The sequence below is a fragment of the Ignavibacteria bacterium genome (genome assembly GCA_017302895.1).
GTDB lineage: Bacteria > Bacteroidota > Ignavibacteria > Ignavibacteriales > Ignavibacteriaceae > UTCHB3.
Genome location: JAFLBV010000001.1, coordinates 1,496,221 through 1,515,738 on the forward strand (window position 1 = coordinate 1,496,221; position 19,518 = coordinate 1,515,738).

General features: G+C 43.2%; 13 protein-coding genes. 7 read left to right on the forward strand and 6 right to left on the reverse strand.

Annotated features, from left to right (window positions below):
- The first annotated feature begins 113 nt into the window (after positions 1–113).
- From J0L60_05885 to J0L60_05895, 3 genes are read left to right on the forward strand one after another with little or no spacing between them, the layout of a single operon-like run.
- On the forward strand, positions 114–1,145 hold the full coding sequence (locus J0L60_05885; GenBank protein ID MBN8545651.1) for an aldo/keto reductase: 1,032 nt from the start codon (positions 114–116) through the stop codon (positions 1,143–1,145).
- Positions 1,142–1,819, forward strand: coding sequence for a DNA alkylation repair protein (locus J0L60_05890; protein MBN8545652.1), 678 nt, complete (start codon positions 1,142–1,144; stop codon positions 1,817–1,819). Before J0L60_05885 ends, J0L60_05890 begins: the two co-directional genes overlap by 4 nt.
- 4 nt (positions 1,820–1,823) lie before the next feature.
- Complete coding sequence (locus J0L60_05895; protein ID MBN8545653.1) at positions 1,824–2,252, forward strand: GNAT family N-acetyltransferase; 429 nt, start codon at positions 1,824–1,826, stop codon at positions 2,250–2,252.
- A 46-nt stretch (positions 2,253–2,298) separates the two neighbouring features.
- On the opposite strand, the gene J0L60_05900 is transcribed toward J0L60_05895, so the two are convergent.
- The 5 genes from J0L60_05900 to J0L60_05920 all read right to left on the reverse strand — a co-directional run bounded on the left by J0L60_05900 (position 2,299) and on the right by J0L60_05920 (position 9,876).
- On the reverse strand, positions 2,299–4,992 hold the full coding sequence (locus J0L60_05900; protein ID MBN8545654.1) for an immune inhibitor A: 2,694 nt from the start codon (positions 4,990–4,992) through the stop codon (positions 2,299–2,301).
- A gap of 85 nt (positions 4,993–5,077) precedes the next feature.
- Complete coding sequence (locus tag J0L60_05905) at positions 5,078–6,229, reverse strand: SpoIIE family protein phosphatase (protein ID MBN8545655.1); 1,152 nt, start codon at positions 6,227–6,229, stop codon at positions 5,078–5,080.
- A 4-nt stretch (positions 6,230–6,233) separates the two neighbouring features.
- Positions 6,234–6,572 (reverse strand): STAS domain-containing protein, encoded by a 339-nt coding sequence (locus J0L60_05910; protein MBN8545656.1) that lies wholly within the window; start codon positions 6,570–6,572, stop codon positions 6,234–6,236.
- A 24-nt stretch (positions 6,573–6,596) separates the two neighbouring features.
- On the reverse strand, positions 6,597–7,976 hold the full coding sequence (locus J0L60_05915; GenBank protein MBN8545657.1) for a sigma-54-dependent Fis family transcriptional regulator: 1,380 nt from the start codon (positions 7,974–7,976) through the stop codon (positions 6,597–6,599).
- Entirely contained in the window at positions 7,969–9,876 is a 1,908-nt protein-coding gene (locus J0L60_05920; GenBank protein MBN8545658.1) for a PAS domain S-box protein, read from the reverse strand. The genes J0L60_05915 and J0L60_05920 overlap by 8 nt, the downstream gene beginning before the upstream one ends.
- 167 nt (positions 9,877–10,043) lie before the next feature.
- On the opposite strand from J0L60_05920, the gene fumC reads away from it, so the two are divergent.
- The 4 genes from fumC to J0L60_05940 all read left to right on the forward strand — a co-directional run bounded on the left by fumC (position 10,044) and on the right by J0L60_05940 (position 14,182).
- Entirely contained in the window at positions 10,044–11,435 is a 1,392-nt protein-coding gene (gene fumC / locus J0L60_05925) for a class II fumarate hydratase (GenBank protein MBN8545659.1), read from the forward strand.
- Positions 11,436–11,591: 156 nt separating this feature from the next.
- Positions 11,592–12,368: an AMP nucleosidase gene (locus tag J0L60_05930; GenBank protein MBN8545660.1), complete on the forward strand. Its 777-nt coding sequence runs from the start codon at positions 11,592–11,594 to the stop codon at positions 12,366–12,368.
- 10 nt (positions 12,369–12,378) lie between these two features.
- A complete protein-coding gene (locus J0L60_05935; GenBank protein MBN8545661.1) occupies positions 12,379–13,476 on the forward strand; it encodes a histidine kinase in 1,098 nt (365 codons plus the stop codon).
- Positions 13,457–14,182: a response regulator gene (locus J0L60_05940; GenBank protein ID MBN8545662.1), complete on the forward strand. Its 726-nt coding sequence runs from the start codon at positions 13,457–13,459 to the stop codon at positions 14,180–14,182. Before J0L60_05935 ends, J0L60_05940 begins: the two co-directional genes overlap by 20 nt.
- Before the next feature lie 93 nt (positions 14,183–14,275).
- Here J0L60_05940 and J0L60_05945 read toward each other — a convergent pair whose 3' ends face one another.
- Complete coding sequence (locus tag J0L60_05945) at positions 14,276–19,210, reverse strand: hypothetical protein (protein ID MBN8545663.1); 4,935 nt, start codon at positions 19,208–19,210, stop codon at positions 14,276–14,278.
- Positions 19,211–19,518: the final 308 nt, after the last annotated feature.

Below are 19,518 nucleotides of genomic sequence, written 5' to 3' on the forward strand. Positions count from 1 at the left end.
CTTTTAAGTTGTGAAAGCAGGAGAATGGAGATTTTTCTCCCCCGTTACAAACCTGTTCGTAAACTTTTGTATATTTCACAGATTTTTTAATAAATATTTGAGAGAAAAAGAAGATGAGATACAAATTGCTGGGAAGATCCGGTGTAAAGGTTTCAGAGTTATGTCTGGGTGCCATGTCATTTGGCACAGAGTGGGGATCGGGAGCCGATGAGGCGGAAAGCAGGAAGGTTTTTGACAGATTTGCAGAGGCAGGAGGCAATTTTATCGATACTGCGAACAGATATACCGAGGGGACGAGTGAGAAATATCTTGCTGAATTCATGGGAAGTGAACGGGACAAATTCGTGGTTGCCACCAAATACAGCCTGTATACCAAAAGAGGGGATTTGAATGATGCCGGCAACAGCAGGAAAAACATGTTCCGGTCTGTTGAAGGAAGTCTGAAGAGGCTCGCAACTGACTATATCGACATTTTATATGTCCACATGTGGGATTTCACCACTCCAATGGATGAAGTGTTACGGGGTTTGGATGATCTGGTGAGGATGGGGAAAGTGACTTATATCGCAATTTCAGATACACCTGCCTGGGTGGTATCAGCCGCACAGGTGATGGCTGAGTTGAAGGGATGGTCACAGTTTGTTGCACTTCAAGCCGAGTATAATCTGCTGAAGAGGGATGCCGAAAGAGACCTTTTACCGATGTGTGAGCAATATGACATCACCTGCACTTCATGGGCTCCCATTGCCGGTGGAGTACTTTCAGGCAAATATCTTCAGGACCCGGGTGCGGAGGGGAGAATAAAATCCGGAAGCGTAAGGAGAAGTGATAAAAGTAATGAGATCACAAGAAAAGTCGTGGAAATAGCCGGTAAACTTGGGGTATCAGCGACCCAGGTGGCGATGAACTGGCACAGGCAAAACCGCTACAGAATTATTCCGGTCATCGGAGCCAGAAAAGAAGAGCAGATTGTTGACAGTCTTGGCTGTCTTGATTTTGAGATCCCTGCGGAATTTATGAAGGAACTTGACAATCTTACCGCGATAGAGCCGGGTTTCCCGCATGATTTGCTTACCGGGGCACAGGCAACCGATCTCCTCTATGGGGGTCTTTTCGATAAATTTGACAATCACAGAAGAAAATGACAACAGAAGAAGTACTTTCTGAGCTGGAGGCTTTTGGCAGGGAAGATGTTAGAGAAGGAAGAGCAAGGTTTGGCATCAGGGCGGTCTCTTCCTTCGGTGTCCCGCTTCCCAGAATAAAGTCGATTGCAAAAAAGATAAAAAAAGATCATGAATTGTCACTCGCCCTTTGGAGAACCGGAAACCATGATGCGAGAATTCTTTCATTTATGATTGCAGATCCTAAAAAATTCACTGTCGATGACGCCGAGGAGTGGATGCCCGAGATGCTTTCCTGGGATTTGACCGACGGGGCAGCCATCTACCTTTTTCGAAAGTGTGACTGGGTAATTCAGAAAGTAAATGAGTGGATCGGAAGTGACGAGGAATTCAGACGCCGGCAGGGTTTTGTTCTTATGGCAGTGCTGGCAGTCCATGGTAAAAAGCTGCCAAACTCACTTTTTATCGACTGGCTTGACGACCTCTATGAAGGAGCAAGTGATAAAAGAAATTTTGTAAAAAAGGCTGTAAACTGGGCGATCAGGCAGATTGGAAAGAAGAACAAAACACTCAGGCAACACGCTCTCATCACATGTGAGAGGATACTTTCTGACGGCGAAAAACTGAACTGGATTGCACTGGATGCAAAAAGAGAATTGAATGATCCAAAGACCGTGGCAAGAATAAAGGAAGGTTAGCTTTATGGTACGGGAAAAATCTTTCGGAGAATATACTTTTACCACCGACAGTGAGAAGGTGGATTACGCGACAGTTATCCAGTATTTAAAGAGGAGTTACTGGGCAAGTGACATACCACCGGAGACTTCCATAAGAGCCATTAAAAATTCTCTTTGCTTCAGTATATTTTTCCATGATGAGATGGTTGGTTTTTCGCGGGTAGTAACTGATTTTGCAAGATTCGCATATCTGGCGGATGTATTCGTTCTTGAGGAGCATCGGGGGAAGGGACTGTCAAAATTACTGATGGAGTTTATTCTGGCATACCCGGGGATAAAAGGGTGCAGATTTATGCTTGCCACCAGGGATGCACACGGATTGTATGCGAAATACGGATTTAAGGTTTTGGAAGATTCGTGGAAGTATATGTCCAGAAAGGAAGAGAAGAAGTAATTCAATTCACAGATAAATCACTTCTTCTCTTCAAAAGATGCTGCGGTTATTTCAAATAGAGCATTTTAAGCTTTTTTGAAAATCCCGGAGTAACCATTTCGTAGAAATAGATTCCCGATACGAGATCCACAGGTTTAAAACTAACCTGATGATTTCCTGCCTTCTGTGATTCATTCACCAAAGTTGCAACCTTTTTCCCGAGAATATCATATACACTAATGGTAACCATCCCCTCAACCGCTGTACTGTAGGAAATCACTGTTTCAGGATTGAACGGGTTGGGGAAATTTTGCTGCAAAGAGAATGATCGAGCCACATCCGACTCCACTTCGACAGGACCGAAAAATTTGTATGTTCCGTCGAAATCAGTCTGTTTCAATCTGTAGGAGATTAAGCCTGAAGCCGTAATTCTGTCAGAGAAGGAATATTCCGAAGGCGATTCTTTGGTACCTGCTCCGGTGACAAAACCTGCGTTGATCCAGACTGAGCCATCGACAGACCGTTGCACTTCAAAACCCTTGTTATTGAGTTCGGAAGCGGTTGTCCACTTCAGGTTGACGAATTCACCCTCCTTTACAGCCGTGAAAGCGGCAAGTTCCACCGGAAGAGCAGAGAACACATAGATACCGATATCATCGATATACCAGCCATCTTTCACCAGAGAACCATCTGTCCTGAGCTCAAATTTTATTTTAACTGACTTGTTGGCATAGGCTGAAAGATTTATTTCTTCCCTTTTCCAGTTGGATGTAGTTCCGTCATAGATTGGCATGCCGACAGGAACCTGCTTACCGCTTCCCGATGCCGGTTTTGACAATGATCCTGCAAGAGCAGACCAGGTGGTGCCGTTATCAGTCGAAATCATCACAACACCACAGTCCCATTGAGTTTCAATATCCCACTTCGTAAAGAAGGAGAGTTTGGGATTGGCATAACCGGTCAGATTGATTTGATTTGTTGTTGCAATCGTCACGGTAGCATTACTTGCATAATTCCCGGTTTTTGAATCTGTATATGAAACAGGAGCGGAATTAAAAGCTGTTGTAGTGGCTTCCCATTTTGGGGTGGATGGTGTAGCTGTTATCGTCCAGAGAGTTAACGGGTTATTCGTAGTATCATTAAATACGAATTGAGGTACACCCGTAACAAAACCAATTGTATCAATTCCCATGGTCACACCATTTTTCGAAGTGACAAGTCTCAGTTTACAAAGGGTATCAACGGGCGCAAAGGGTGAAACCGCAAACGAAAGAGGAGTTGAAGTTGTGAATGTGCCTCGTGAGGGGATGGTGGGAATATTTATTGTACCGTTACCGACAGAAACAAATCCGGATACAGGTTCAAGAGTGACGGTGAGATTATCAGCCCCTGAGAGTCCCTTGTTTTTCATTGTAACGGTCATCTCAACCTGGTCGCCGGGTGAAACATACTGTTTGTTCATCTGGTAATTTGAGAGGCTAACGAAGTCACCTGCAACCCAGGTATAATAAAGATTTGGCTTAAGGTTCTCGATGGCGAGAGGGAAAATTCTTGACTGAGGGGGCCAGAATCCATCAGCGTCACCGCCAACTTCGGGGGTCATTGCGAAGATTTTGCCGTTGTTTTCGATGTCACCATCGTAAAGAAAATCGTCGGAACTTCCCCTAACAGGATAAAGAAGCTGCCATGCGGTTCCGGGTGAATAGCCATTCATTGCAACGATGTCTGCGGCGAACTCTTTGAAAATTGCGGAGTCGGGAGCAAGATAAGTCCAGCAGCCGTAGGGATATATGAGCAGATTGCTGTAGGTATGATAATTCAGGGCTGTCCTGAAGTTTTTACCGATAACGAAGTTTCTGTATCCCTGTGTCTCAAGTTCTGAAAACTCTGAGGGACCCCTGTAGTCGATATCGGAGGGGGTTGTGCTCGACCCGCCGTTTGGTGAATTCCAGTAGGTGTAAGGACCAAAATTTCTGTTGAGATCAACACCATAGGAGCCGCTGTTCAGACTTCTGTTTTTCCGCCACTGACCACCGCCTGAAGGGTTGGTTGATCTGTTATACTCATATCCGTCGGGGTTAATACACGGGATAAACCAGATTTCACGGTTATCAACAAGATATTTTACCGAAGGGTTGGTGTTGTAGTTTTCGAGGAGATAATACATATAGTAAATAACACTCATCATACCGGCAGGCTCTCTTGCGTGAGTCAGAGCGGTATAGAGAGCTCTTGGTTCATTTTCTGTCGCATCAGGATTATCTGAAATTTTTACCGCATATATCTGTCTTCCCTGTCCTGTGGTACCGATGCTTGACTTTACAGTGATGAGATTTGGGAATCTTGCTCTCATCGTATCAAGCTGGGCATTTATTTCAGCATAGGTGTAATATCCACCCATCGAACCATATCCGAGTCCTTCGACTCCCCAGGTTTCTTTACTCGACTGCCTTACCTGGAGTTTTTCCTCTTCAGTAAGCACGGGAAGATTTTTATAATATTCATTCCAGTCATCTATAAGTATCTCGTAGCGGACACCTGATTTTTGGAGATTTTCCACATCTTTTGCAGAGAGAAAAACAGAAATTGAGTTGTCTTTTCCCATAAAAGCTTCATCAATGATTACATGATGACTTCTCAGAAGTTCGATATCCTGTTTAAGATCGTTTGGGAATATTTTAACTTTCTTGTATATTTCCTGGGAGTGGTTGAGGGAGGTCAGGGTAAGAAGAAAGATACAGAGGGTGAAAATTTTTTTCATTGGGCCGTAAACCAAAAAAATTAGTAAAATGTGTAATTAAAAATATGGACAGGAGTGATAGAAAAACTGCAAAATGGTGAAACCCTTAAATCTTTTTCAAGGCGATGACACTGACATCATCATCGAATTTCATGTTGGTATATTCATTCATTCTGTTTTTAATAAATGTAACCGGATCAAGATGGGCAGGCATAAGTTCAATAAGTTTGATGAGGTTCTCCTTGCCAAACTGGATTCCCGTAGGATCGCTCGCCTCTGTTATGCCGTCGGTATATAGGAAAACAGAATCGCCGGGAGAAAGGGTAACAGAGGTTTCATCATACTCCCCATTTTCTGCAAATCCGAGTAGCAGGCCGTTACACTGAAGAAACTTAGCCTCTCTTTTAGTGGAATTGTACCAGACCAAAGGAAGATCACCGGCACCTGAGTAGTTTACGATGCCGGTTTTTTTATTAAGCAGAACTATTGACAGAGTGGCAAATACATCTGATATCTTGTTATCATGATAAATTGAAAGATTTACTTCCCGCAGAATTGAACTGGCAGAAAGCTCCTTGGAATTCTGTAAAATGACACGGACTGCACTTCTGATGTAGCCTGCATAGGCGACGGCAAAATACCAGGCACCCCACTTCTTACCCATGACATCGCCGAGTATGAGGACGGTTTTTTCGCTGTCCACATCGAAGTAGTCTATGAAATCACCTCCGGGAACACCACCAAAGGGTTGATGCCAGTGTGCGAGAGAGTAGCCCTCAATTTCGGGAGGGGAGTCAGGCACCACTTTCAGACTTATATTGTCGGCTGCCTTGTGAATTTCAGAGACGGCTTTTTCTCTCTCTTTTTCCAGGTCTTTCAAAAGAGCATTAACTTTTGCCACCAGAACCTTGGGACCGGAGGTTTTCACGACATAGTCGGAAATTCCGAGATCATATCCTTCAAGGATATCATCTTCCCCTGACTTTGCGGTCAGAAAAATGAACGGAATTTTCTGCACCAGCGGATCTTCGAGCACCAGTTTTCTGAACTCAAACCCGTTCAGGTTCGGCATCATGATATCTGAGATGATGAGATCAGGCAAAATCTGCCTGGCTTTGTGGAAACCTTCAAGGCCATTGGAGGCGGTCTGGCAGTCGAATCCTTCCTTGTTCAGGCTGTACTGAAACAGTCTGGAGAGGGAAGCATCGTCATCGACCAGGAGAATTCTGGCTTTAAAGGTTTTCTCAGGTTCAGGCATTATATCAGTTGAAGCTCTTTATGGCATCCGGTGTGTTATTGAAAGCTTCAAAAATTCTATACATTCTGGTTAATTCAAACATCGACTGGACTGCGGGTTGAAATCCAACGAGTTTAAGGTCGCCGTGATGCTGAGTGATTTTTTTAAGTGTAACCACGAGGGCGCCAAGGAATGTTGAATCGATAAATTCACAAACCGAGAGGTCGACGATTAATTTTTTGCTTCCAAGGTCGATCTGACCGAGTAGTATTTTTTTAAATTCTTCAGCTTCGTTCAATGTTGCTCTCTGAAGTGCAACAGCAACAACGACCACATCACCATTTTTTTCGACTTTAAAGTTCATTTATAACTCCTTTATTTAATTGTTTCAGGGTTGTTCGGGATTGATTCTGTATCTGCTCATGAGGCGGTAGATAGTAGCTCTTCCCAATTTCAATTTTTTTGCTGCTTCTAATATATTCCCTTTTGTCACTTTGAGGGCATGTCTGATTGCTTCCTCCTTTATTTTTTCAAAGGGAAGCACAACAGGGGAATTCAGGAATTTCTCAACGCTCGACTCCTCGACAGAGGGTGTAGCCGATCTGATATGCATAGGCAGGTCTTCGACATCAATAGTATCATTTTCAGTGAGGATGAGGCATCGTTCGATGGTGTTTTCCATTTCCCTCACATTGCCGGGCCAGTCGTAATCAAAAAGTAGTTTTAATGCCTTCGGGGTAAAGCCGAGGCATTTTTTATCGAGCTTACGATTGAAGTGCTGCAGAAAATGCTCAGCAAGCACGATAATATCCCCTTTTCTGGCTCTGAGCGGAGGAAGATTGATCGGGAATGAATTCAATCTGTAGAAAAGGTCTTCACGGAATTCCTTGTTTTCGACTGCATGTTTCAGATCACGGTTGGTAGCGGAAATGATTCTGACATCACATTTGATGGTTTCGGTGCCGCCGACTCTTTCGAATTCCTTCTGCTGAATAACACGAAGAAGTTTTGACTGGAGGGAGATGTCCATTTCACCAACTTCATCGAGGAAAATGGTACCCTTGTTTGCGAGTTCAAATTTTCCCATTTTTCTTTGGTGAGCGCCTGTGAACGAGCCTTTTTCGTGACCAAAGAGTTCGCTTTCCATCAAATCACGGGGTATGGAAGCGCAGTTTACGACCACAAAAGGGTAGGATTTTCTGATACCGTTGTAATGAATGGCTTTGGCGATAAGCTCTTTTCCCGTACCGCTTTCACCATGAATAAGCACGGTGATGTCGTTATCGAGGACTTTAGTGACCATTTTGAAGACATCCTGCATCTTGCCGTCGGCAGAGATAATATTGCTGAAGCTGTAGGTCTGGGTTACATTTTCGCGGACTTTCTCGAGTTCTTTTTCGAGGTCATAATTTTTGAGGGCATTTCTGATCGCAGGTTCAAGTCTTTGGGTATCAATTGGCTTCGGGAAATAGTCATATGCACCAATCCTCAGGGCTTCGAGCGCCACATCCACTCTTCCTTGTGCGGAAAGTATAATAACCGGAAGTTTTGGATCAAATTTTTTCACTTCAGCGAGGGCTTCAATTCCGCTGATTCCCGGGAGCATAATATCGAGGAGAATGAGATCAGGTTTCATTGAAAGTGAAGCGAGCATCTCTTCGGCATTATCAAAAGTTTTTACTTTGTAATTCCATTTTTCGCTAACCCAATAGGTAAGCAACCTTAGAATTGGTGCCTGGTCGTCGACAACAAATATCAATTTATCCATTGTTGGAATACCTCTTAGGATTGAGTTGTAATTTGATGATTACCGTGGTTCCGTTGTTTTCTTCACTTTTAAGATTAATATATCCTTTGTGCAGGTCGATTATCTGCTTCACGAGAGCAAGTCCGAGTCCTGAACCAGGAAGAGAGTTGTCTGTTCTCGAGACCTTATAGAATTTTTGGAAGATATAAGGTAAATCTTTTTTAGGAATCCCGATTCCTGTATCACTGATTATGGCTTCCAATTCATTTTTTCTTAACCGGACAAAGATTGTGATTCTGCCGCCGGGATTAGTAAACTTTACAGCATTACTGATAATGTTTTCGAAGACCTGTGTCAATCTTTCTTTGTCAGCATTTATTATCACCGGAACATCGGGATATTCCTCAAGAATGGTGATGGATTTTTCATCGGCATTTTTTCTGAACTCTGACACTGCCTCGGCAATGAGATCGATTGGATCAAAATCAGATTTATCGAGCACGACCTTCCCGCCCTCAAGTTTTGAGATATCGAGTACATCGTTTATCAGATCAGCAAGCCGTTTCGATTCAGTGAGAATGATTTTGTTGAAGTCAATTCTTACTGATTCGGGCATATCGGTATCAGAGTCAATTGTTTCAGAAAAACCGATGATAGAAGCGAGCGGTGTTCTAAGCTCGTGTGAGATATTGGCGACGAACTCGCTTTTAAGATGATTCAGCTCTTCGAGTACGGAGATTCTTTGTTTTACACGATCCCGCTCGATGGAGATAATCCGGTTGGCTTCGATGAGCTTATTGTTAAGGTCATTCATCATCTCATGATCATGGATTCGGGATGTTACATTTCGACCTATACCTACAATTCCGTCGAACCGGTTTTTTTGTGAGTAAACAGGGCGGGCATTAATTTCAAAAGTGAGCCTTTTCCCGAACTTAGTGATGAATGCAGCCTCGAAGGTGACAAGTTTGGAAGCTTTGAGCAGTTCCTTGAAGGAAATCGCGATCACTTTCCGTTCCGGTTCATCGATGAAAGAGATGAAATGCTTCCCGATCATTTCTTCGGGGAGAAACTCAAGAGAGAGCGCCCCGAGTGCATTTACGGAGGAGAAACCCCCCGTCTGGTCGAGGACAAAAATAAGGTCATCAGCGGTTTCGAAGAGTATTCTTAATTTTTCTTCGGAGCTTCGGAGTTTACCTATCAGTTCCTTGTCATCTGTGACATCAACGATCAGGTTTGAGATTCCGGTAATCCTGCCTCCTGAAGAGACGGTATGAACGAAATGCCTTACATACTTGAGTTGCTGGTCGTCGGAGTAAATCCGGTAATTAATTGCAGAAGTGTCGCCCTGTAGAGCACCTCTTAATTTAAGTTTGAATTGTCGGAAGTCAGCAGGGTGCACTTTTCTCATCAGTGCGGTTATGGAAATATTTTCAGGTTTGAAACCGGGAGAGAAGAACCAGTCGATATCACCGGTCAATTCCGTTATTCGCGAATTTGGAGTATCCACATGGAAAGAGAGAGTCCGCGAAAATCCGGTGAGACGGGGTGCCACATTCATCTGTTGTAAATCACCAGGTACGGCAGTTTTTGTGCCGGACTGTGATCCGGAATATTGTCCTGTGACCGCAGAGAATTCCACTTCATAGAAAGCAGCACCGGGAGTTTTAAGATCGTCGACTGAATTGATTCGTGAGGATGCGAATTTTAATTCTTTCTCCAGTTTTTGAATCAGAGCCGAGAAGGATTTAAAGTCTTTAACGGATGCAGCCTGCGAGTTGATTATCTCCTCTGCTCTTTGGGAGACTTTTCCTTCGCTGTAAACAATCTTGGCACCTTTATCCTCGTTTACCTCGAGTAAAAGAGTAAGAGCCGGTTTTGGGGAAGTGCTGATCTTGGAGTTCTCCGCGTTAGCTGGCATAATGGAAATAAGCAAAGTGGCAATTAATTAAGTGTCTTAATATAAGACATTATTTAGATAAAATGAAGAAAGTTCTGAAAAAAAATGAAAAAAATGAGGTAATTGTTCGACACATGATTATCATCTTATATTTTAGTTGAAACAAATATTTTTTTTTCGGAGGTGAAATGGAATATAGAATTGAAACCGACACCATGGGTGAGGTTCAGGTGCCCGCAGACAAATATTACGGAGCACAAACGGGAAGATCCTTAATGAATTTTAAGATCGGCGGAGAGAAAATGCCCGCTGAATTGATCAAAGCATTTGGCATTCTGAAAAAAGCTGCTGCTTTGACAAACAAAGAACTTGGTCTTTTGAGTGAAGAGAAGACTGCACTTATCGCAGAAGCGGCTCAGGAAGTAATCGACGGCAAGCTCGAAGGGAATTTTCCCCTTGTAGTCTGGCAGACGGGAAGCGGAACACAGTCGAATATGAATGTAAATGAAGTTATCGCCAACCGCGCAATTGAGCTTGCGGGTGGTGTTATCGGAAGCAAAAAGCCGATCCATCCGAATGATGATGTGAATAAAGCACAATCCTCAAATGATACATTTCCGACTGCGATGCATATTGCAGCAGCAATGGCTGTGAATGAAAAACTCATTCCCATGATTACCAAATTGCGTGATGCACTCGCAGCAAAATCTGAAGAATTCAAGGATGTTATAAAAATTGGCAGAACCCATCTGATGGATGCCACACCTCTGACACTCGGACAGGAATTCAGCGGATACGCTCAACAGTTGACCAACGGACTAAAGAGGATCAATAATTCACTTCCGTTCGTTTATGAACTTGCTCTCGGTGGCACCGCTGTTGGTACCGGGTTAAATACTCACCCCGAATTTGCAGTAAAAGGAGCTGCGAAGATTGCCGAACTGACAGGGCTTCCTTTTGTAACTGCACCCAATAAATTTGAATCGCTCGCAGCACATGACGCCATGGTCGAGCTTCACGGTGTATTGAAAACCCTCGCTGCATCGCTGATGAAGATAGCAAATGATGTAAGATGGCTGGGAAGCGGCCCCAGATCGGGTATCGGAGAGTTGAACCTTCCGGAGAATGAACCCGGTAGTTCCATAATGCCGGGAAAAGTTAATCCGACACAGTCCGAGGCAATGACAATGGTGTGTGCACAGGTTTTCGGGAATGATGTGGCGGTCAATTTTGGCGGTGCATCGGGTAATTTTGAACTCAATGTATTCAAGCCTGTGATAATTTACAATGTTCTTCAGTCAGTCAGGCTGATTGCCGATGCCTGCGAAAGCTTCACCGACCATTGTGTTGTTGGTATTGAAGCAAACCGCGTGAACATAAAGAAGCATGTAGACAATTCTCTTATGCTTGTCACTTCGTTAAATCCTCATATCGGCTACGATAATGCTGCAAAAATTGCGAAAAAGGCTCATAAAGAACACAAAACTCTCAAGGAAACCGCTTTGGAGCTCGGTCTCCTCACAGAGGAGCAATTTGATAAAATTGTAAGACCCGAAGAAATGATCTCTGCAAAGATGTAGTTCTTCCGGTAGCTGAAAGTTGTAGATGAAAGAGGCTGTCTGTAAAATGGCAGCCTTTTTTTATTCAGACTGAATCAATGAACGCAGATGGTGGACAATGAAAAAAATATTAACTTATCAGATTAAATTTTTTAAATTTATCCGGCTTTCAGATTGATGATCACTAAAAAAGAGATAGCGAAAAACTGGCTTCCCAGATACACAGGCACACCGATTGAGAAGTTTGGGAAATATTTTTTGCTGACCAATTTTCACAATTATGTGGAGGCGTTTGCACAAAAGTTTAATTGTGAAATTGAGGGAATCGGAAAGCCGATGCAAACCGCCACAAACAGCGACGGGTTGACGATCATAAATTTTGGTATCGGCTCGGCGAATGCAGCCACTGTGATGGATTTGCTAAGCGCTGTTGAACCTTCCGGAGTTCTCTTTTTGGGGAAGTGTGGAGGACTAAAAAGATCGACAGAACTTGGGCATTTTATTCTTCCGATAGCTGCCATCCGGGGAGAGGGAACGAGCAACGATTATGCACTTCCTGAGGTGCCGGCACTTCCTTCCTTTAAGCTTCACAAATTTGTTTCTCAGAAAATTGTAGAACGGGATCTGGAATACAGAACCGGCGTTATCTACACCACCAACAGAAGACTGTGGGAGTGGGATGAAGAGTTTAAGGATTATCTTCAGGAGATAAATGCCATTGCAATTGATATGGAGACTGCCACCCTTTTTACGGTTGGTTTTGTAAATCAGATTCCAAGAGGTGCCCTGCTTTTGGTCTCTGATACACCGATGTTACCTGAGGGAATTAAGACCGAAGAGTCGGACAAGGAAGTTACGAGAAAGTTTGCAGCATTGCATTTGGAACTCGGGATAGAAGCGATGACGGATCTTGGAATAAAAGGGGAGCAGATTAAGCATTTTACATATCAATAAACGGCTGAAAATGAGAAACTTCCTGCAGGACAGTCGACAGAAAGTTTATTGGGTCTCCCAATTATCGGGATGGGGCGGTTACTCCCTCCTGAATCTGCTGATTGTACTTTCAGCCCGCGCTGACGGAAATATTTCCGAATCCACCGACCGGTTTCTTTATCTCATAATTCCGACTCTTACTATATCGGGAATTCTGTTTACGCATATCTACAGAGAGATAATCAGGATATATGGCTGGGCGGAACTTGAACCAAGAGCCCTGGCGCCCAGAGTTTTCCTTGGCTCCATTACGGTGGCGATACTCATTTTCCTTTTGGTTATGGCTTTTTTCCTGCTCGCAGGGGAATCGGTGCGGGAATTATTTACACTTCCCAACATTTTGATAAACTGGATCAATCTCTCGATAATAGTGCTGCTCTGGTCGATTCTCTATTTTGCGATTCATTTTTTCGAGAATTTCCAGAAAGTTGAAATCGAGCGATTGATATGGGAAGCAGCCGTGAAGGATTTTGAGTTGAAGGCTTTGAAATCGCAGTTGAACCCCCACTTCATGTTCAATGCGATGAACGGAATTAGGGCTTTGATAGAGGAAGACCCTGAAAAAGCCAAAAAATCGATTACACAGCTTTCGAATATTTTTCGATATTCTCTTAATATAGAGAGGAGCGAGACCGTTCCCCTCGAAGATGAAATCCGTACCGTTAACGACTACCTTTCGCTTGAGCAGGTAAGATATGAAGAGAGATTGAGATTCTTGATAGAAGTTGATCCCTCTGTCAATTTTGTTGAGATACCACCGATGATGGTACAAACGCTGGTGGAGAACGGCATTAAGCACGGGGTATCAAAACTTCCCAAAGGCGGGGAAGTACAAATCAGGGCTTACAAAGAAAAAGATGATCTTGTTTTAATAATATTAAATTCCGGTTCACTTGACGATAAATTGATGGCAGACTCGAAAGGTTTCGGTTTGGCAAACACAAAGAACCGCCTTTCTATCCTCTATGGAGAGAAGGCATCGTTCACCATTTCGGAAAGTGACGGAAAAGTAAGAGCAGAAATAAAAATCCCAACCGGAGGAATAGAAAATGAAAGCTATTATCGTTGATGATGAGCGTTTAGCGAGAAATGAGTTAAGGCGACTTCTTTCAGAGCATCCAGAAGTGGAGATTCTCGATGAAGCCGCGAATGTGGATGAAGCAGTTGAAAAGATAAAGACTCACGACCCTGATGTCATTTTTCTTGACATTCAGATGCCGGGGAAGACCGGATTTGACCTTTTGGAAGAGCTTGACAGGTCGCCCCGGGTGATTTTCACTACTGCCTATGATGAATATGCAATTAAGGCATTTGAGTTTAACGCTCTCGATTATCTTCTTAAACCGATAGATCCGGCAAGACTGACCGAGGCATTGAAGAAGATAAAGCTCGAGAAAAAAGAGGATGAAGAACTTGAGCTCCGATATGCAAGCAAGCAGTTGAAAGCTGAAGATCAGGTTTTTGTAAAAGACGGTGACAGATGCTGGTTTGTGAAACTTGAAGAAGTCAGGCTTTTCGAGTCGGAAGGCAATTATGTAAGACTGTTTTTCAGGGATCAAAAGCCATTAATACTGAAGACTCTAAATTATCTCGATGAGAGACTAGACAGCCGCACTTTTTTCCGGGCAAACAGGAAGCATATCATCAATCTTAAATATATCGAGAACATAGAGCCCTGGCTCAACGGTGGTCTGCTTGTGAAGATGAAAGATGGCAAGAAGGTTGAAGTTTCGAGAAGGCAGTCGATTAAATTTAAAGAGATGCTTTCGCTTTAACCGGCACTATATTTCCCTTGAATGTAAAATATTAAAGGGCACACATAAGGATCAATGATTTATTATGTGTGCCCTTCGTTTATTTAAGACCTTTTAGTTTGGGAGCACTCGGAAGAGCGTTCTCGGGCCGTAGCCTCTTATTTCAGGGTAGTACATCAGACCGGCATACACAGGAGCTGATGAGTAGTATCCGGGAACCTGGGCCCTGATGATATATGTAAATTCCATATCCTGCGGTGCGTAAGTGACAAACCAGGTTATTTTCGAGTCACGAATTTCCTTGTCAGCATAGAACCAGTTCCAGTAGCCGGGCCAGTAACCTGTGTACGATGACTCACCTTCGATATTGTAGAGGTTGTCATCATTCACCACTTCGAAGCCGGCGGGGAACATATCCTCAACCATCATGTACTGATCGTCACTTCTGTTGGTTTTCACTTTCACTTTCACAAGAAGAAGATCGCCTGATTTGACTTTGTCGAGGTTCGACTTTTTATAGATGATGCTGTTTCCCGATCTTGTTTCGGTCAGTTTGAAAACTTCTTTTGTGATGGTGAAATTTTGATCCTTGGTAAAGGAGATGTCGGGATAGTAGAGCTCCACTTCGGCACCCGCATACAGAGTCCCTTTCCCTTTTTTCACTATCCTTATGGTATTTTTACCGTGTACAAACGGAAATGCGGCATAACTCAGTTTGATGTTGGCATCATCGGGAGCGAGTCTGTCCTTCTCGAAGAAGGTTTTTCTCACCTGTTTTCCATTAATAAATACCTCGGCGGAATAGTCGGGTTCAAGTTCATTTGTCATTTTCAGATAGTCAGTCAGAGCAAAAATAACAGTTGCAGTTTGCTGGGTTGAATGCCATCCCTTTCCTTTTTGCTCCCTGATCAGTGTTCTTACCGCTTTGATGATTGCGGGTGAGTTCGGATCAACTGCGAGCATAAGTTTCAGGGCAAAAGCAGTTGACTGCACCTTATCCTGCTGCCATGAGTAATATTTATCCCTTCCCCAGGAGATGAAGTTCTGATCTTCCTGAGCGGATTTCATCAATCTCTGAAGGACTGCTGCTGCTGTTTTTTTATCACCTGTGGTGTTGTAAGTCAGTCCGAGAATTGCGGTAGCATATGGGTTCAGGGAATCAGCAAGAAGCTCGTCGATCAATTTGTTGAAGACTGGATTCTTTTTGGCAGTAGGTTCGCATTCAGAATAGACCCATGCAATGTAGGCTGCGGTAACCCTGTCCACATTTTTCTCCTGCAACAAACCTGTCAACGCATTGAAACCTGATTTGTAGCTGTTTTGATCAACCTTGTAACCAAGTTTCTGAGCCATGTTGAATCCATACATAACATAAGCAGTCATATAAGGATTAACCGGGTCATTTTTCCACCATCCCCAGCCGCCCTGTGGATTCTGGAAATCGTAGAGCCTTGCGAGTCCTTTATCTATGACATCGGGAAGTTTTTCCAGAGTCGAAGAGCTGATCGGGACATTCAATTGCTTCAGAGTGCCTGCGGTTATGAGAGCAGGGAGAAATCTGCTCATCGTTTGCTCCACACAGCCATAGGGGTAGTCCACCAGTCCATCAAGAGAATGGAGAAGTGAAGTAGCCAGAGTGGGACTGAGGGCAAGAGACAGATTCACCGTTTTGAGGTTCACACCCTGAGGGATATTAAACTCGACGGTTTTTTCATTGTCGCTGGTCTGCAAAATGGAATTGAGGTAATTGACTGCCTTGATTCCAATGGGGATGACAGGTACCGTGATTTTCACGGCATCAGATTCCTGGTCTGAGATTGCTTCGAAATATATTTCGCTGGTGTAATTAACAAAAGGTATTACTGTTTTTATTTCGACAGTTGCAAGTCCCTTTGTTGGAATTGGTGCTTCAAACGAATTGGCAGTTTTCTTCGACGCAACCACCCCTTTTACCTCAAACGAGAGGGGAGTAAGATTTGTAAAATTGAATTTAAATTTTGTTTTTGCTTCAGAACTTTGATAATTGTGAATATTGGCGATTATGGTTGTCGTATCCCCTTCCTTAAAGAACCGGGGAGTTTCAAGACGGATCATGAGGTCTTTGGCTGCAAAGATATTGTTGATGGCGTCGCCCGTGAAGGTGTTTTTGGTGATAACCTTTACTGTGGATCTCCACGAAGTAAGATTGTCGGGAAGTTTGAAGGAAATTTCGGCTTCACCACTTCCGTCGGTAATTACCGCGGGATTCCAGTAAGGTGCATCACTGAAGTTTTCCCTGACCACCACTTCCTTTTCACCGTCTCTTGTGGATGGAGGAGAGGGAGACGATTTTTCTTCGATTGCGGCACCATCGGCAGACATGGTTTTATTTACCATTCCGCCTCCGAGGTAACCTGAAAAATAAAACTCCATCTCTTCTTTGTAGGGATCAAGATAAATCTCTTCAGAGGTGCTTTTACCTTTGGCAAGCACCACTTTTTTAATCGGATATACGACATTGACCAAAGAGAGACAAATATCGTATTCTCCTTCGGGCAGATTCGTAAAACGGGTGAAGTTTATACCATCCACTCCCCCTTTCCGTATAATCGAACCATTGGTAATGAGTATCTCGATTGTTTTATCTTCCAGACTTTCCTTATCTGCCGTTTTGAATTTAACTTCAAGTGAAGAAGTTCCTGAACCTGGTTTTGCAGGATCTTCGGCTGAATATTTAGTGTCAAGTAGAGAGACCGGTCTGCTGACAGACTGACCGTATTTTCCTTCAAGTGAGTTTGTGGTCTGAGTGTAGTAGTATTCGTCTTTATAAAAAGACTCATAAAGAGAAGGTGTGTTGTCTGCTTTGATCGCATAAATGGCTTCATCCACCGAACCAAAAGACAATTGTGCGTTTTTAACGGGTCTGCCGTTGTTGTCGGTAACCTTCACCAGGTATTCAGCCTCTTCACCCGGTTTGTACTTCGATTTTGAGGGGTTGATCTTCACATCAAGTTTAGCCTCTTCGTTTATGACACCGACCTTTTTAAAAGCGTAAACGAAGGAGGAGTTGAAAGCTCCGGAGAATGAGATATTAAAGCTCGGATAGTATTTTTTGTCGGCGATGAATGAATATTCACCATAACCATTGACGATTTTTATCGCTTCGGCTTTAATAATTGAATTTTGCTCTATTGTGATAACTCCAGCCTGTGGTTTCCCCGGAAGGAAGACCATTGCTTTAACGGTATCACCTGCAATATAGGTTTCCTTGTCGGTGACGATTTTGGCTTCCTGTCTTTCGCCATACCAGTACCAGCCACTTCCCGAGAAGCAATAGAAAGAGGTTTCATCGAGTGTGGATCTTCCGTTTGAGCCTCTGCCATATACCATTACGGTATAGTAACCCTCCGATTGCGGAGTGTAATTGATGAAAGAAAGACCTTTGTCGTTGGTTTTCACTTCTGTTTTGTAGACTGTCTCTGTCAGTGGCTTATTTTCGATGTAAGTGGTTTTGTTTATGACGACTGACAATTCCTTTGAAACAGGAGTGAGGTCAAAGTTATAAGAATTGGCGGTTATCGTCACTTCTGATCCCGGTTTTACAAAATACCGGCTCGAACCTGCAGTCACAATAAAATCAGTAACCGAGGCAGTGACCGAAGAAGATCCTTTGATTTCGCGTAGTGACTGGTCGGTAACATTGGCTTCAAATGAGTAAGTATAACTTGCCACTGAATCATTTATGGAATTGAAGGAGAAGGCGAATGATCCGTCGCTGTTTAAAGTACCGGTAATTTCCTTCAGATATTCGTAATTCCCATAATCATAAGGATACCATGCCTTATAGTACCAGGCATACTCACTTCCAAGCCACCATGGCACACGGTAAGGTTTTCTCATAACTCTTATTTTTACAGTTGCACCTGCAACAGGTTGCCCGAAGTAGTAGTCAGCCTGAACTTTCCCCTTTATTTCTTCACCATTAAAGAAGGACGATTTCTCAGTATTAACGGCTACACGGAATTCAGGTTTTTTGTATTCCTCAATTGAAAAGGAAGAGTAGAAGTAGTTCTCACCATATTGGGCATTAATGTAATATGTACCCGGTTTGAACGATGTATTGGTTTTAAACGACGAATAGAAGGATCCGAAATCGTCGAGAAGAAGTTCCTCTTTCAATACTTCAGTGCCTGCCGGATCGGATATTTTAACAGAAACTTTTTCTTTTGAAGGTACACCCATCTCTCCGTCTTCACGGTAACGGATGATGCCTTTATAATTAATCACTGCACCGGGGCGATAGACGGGTTGATTGGTGTAAATTGATGAGAAATATCTTTTGCCCTCACCCTGTCCGAAAAAGATGTAGGGATCGGAATAAACGAGTTCACCTTCAACTTTAGAAATTATGAGGCTGCTGGCGTTCTCTTTCGCTGAAACTCCTTTCAGATCCATCATTGAAAGACCGTCTTTACCGGGGGTAACAGATGCAATCTTGCTGCCGCCTGCATAAAGAGTAGTGGCTTCGGGAATAAGGATTTCACCTGTTTCAGCGTTCGTTGTAAATGCAAGAAGGTTGTTCTCTCCTTTTTTTACAATCATCATTTTTGCCGAGACATAGACCGGAAGGTAGGCAACTTTGCCTGAATTGAATGCTTTAATAATATATATGCCGGGTTTATCGAACACACCTGCCGAAACCGTGGTGGCATCGTAATAATAACTTCCGCTCGGAGTCACTATCTTGCTGAATTCCCTCACTTTGTCCATGAACTTGAGGTAGGTGCCATCTTTCGTCCAGATGTCAAATCTGCCGTAAGCTCTCGTTGCGAGATATTCACTGATGAATTCATATTCCTTTGAGACTGTGTAGACAGTGAATTGAAAATTCTCATCCTCGGTGTTGTTCACAATCTGAAAATTGACTGTGTCACCGGGCTTGAATTGCCCATTTGCAGCGAGTCTGAACATGGCAGGCTGTTCCTTCGAGTCCTGTATTTTGAAACCCGCAAATGCAGCGGCTGCCATCAAAAGAGCAGCAAAAATTGAAAAAAATCTTTTTCCGGACATTTTATTCTCTCGTTTTTATTTTTTTATACTCATTAACTGACAGATTTGTGCCCGAAAAATAGCTAAAAAATTTGAGATTGTCAGAATAAGGTAATAAAAGAATCAGGAGAGAAAAAATTATGATGAAGACTCTAACCTGTTATAATAAAAAGGTTTAAGTGTCTGATTAAGTTTGGGGACAACGAAACCGACTTTAAGACCAAATTGTTCGATTATTCGGGAACCTCATAAATGAGCCAAAAAATGTGATTTTTCATTGAAGAGGGGAAACGGCTTCAGATACATTTGCATCATAAAAATAAAATGTT